Raw genomic sequence first — 726 nt, forward strand, 5'->3', positions numbered from 1 at the left:
CAAGGGGGGAGATCGGCCGGCACCGCCGCTTTCGCCAATCCCAAAATTCCGCCCGTTATTTCGCCACCGCCCCTTGGCATTGGCTCGCGCCATGCCATCATCCCGCCATCGGCCATGGGGGCCGATTCTTTTCGGGGGACTGCCATGACTTTCTTCCCCGCCCGCCGCATCGCTGCGGCGTTCTTCATCGCCACGCTGGCCGCGCCGGCCGCTCATGCCGGCGACGTCACTTTCGAGATCAGGAACGGCCATCCAAATGCCATGCGGCTCGAGCTCTACAGCCAGGACCGCGACTATGTCTGGCCGGGCAATGGCAAGGATTTCTACCTCGACGACGGCGAGACCAAGGAACTGCCGATCTCCTGCGATGAGGGCGAATCGATCTGCTACGGCGCATGGGTCGACGGCGACGAGGGCACCTATTGGGGCGTCGGCCCCGGCAACAAGGAAAAATGCGAAGACTGCTGCTACACCTGCAGCGGCGGCGAGACCGAGGAAATCAACCTGGTGGAGTGAGCGATAATCTCCCCCCTCGTGGGGGAGATGTCGCCGAAGGCGACAGAGGGGGTCGCTTCGCGTAAAACGCAAGCGCCCCTTCCTGCGAGAGCCAAGGTCGGCGCTTCACGCGCAACGACCCCCTCTGGCCGCTTCGCGGCCATCTCCCCCTCAAGGGGGGAGACTTGGCGTTCCAGCCAACTTGACGCCCTTCCCACCCTCGCCCTAGCC

Annotated in this window: 1 protein-coding gene; it reads left to right on the forward strand. The window is 64.6% G+C overall.

Annotated features, from left to right (window positions below):
* Positions 1-144: 144 nt before the first annotated feature.
* Positions 145-516: a hypothetical protein gene (locus tag EN742_RS36730; RefSeq protein WP_128333977.1), complete on the forward strand. Its 372-nt coding sequence runs from the start codon at positions 145-147 to the stop codon at positions 514-516.
* Positions 517-726 lie beyond the last annotated feature (210 nt).

The organism is Mesorhizobium sp. M4A.F.Ca.ET.020.02.1.1 (genome assembly GCF_004022645.1).
Lineage (GTDB): Bacteria > Pseudomonadota > Alphaproteobacteria > Rhizobiales > Rhizobiaceae > Mesorhizobium.

Bases quoted from the DNA above. Each gene is read 5' to 3' on its own strand.
- EN742_RS36730 (WP_128333977.1), top strand. From the start codon at position 145: ATGACTTTCTTCCCCGCCCGCCGCATCGCTGCGGCGTTCTTCATCGCC.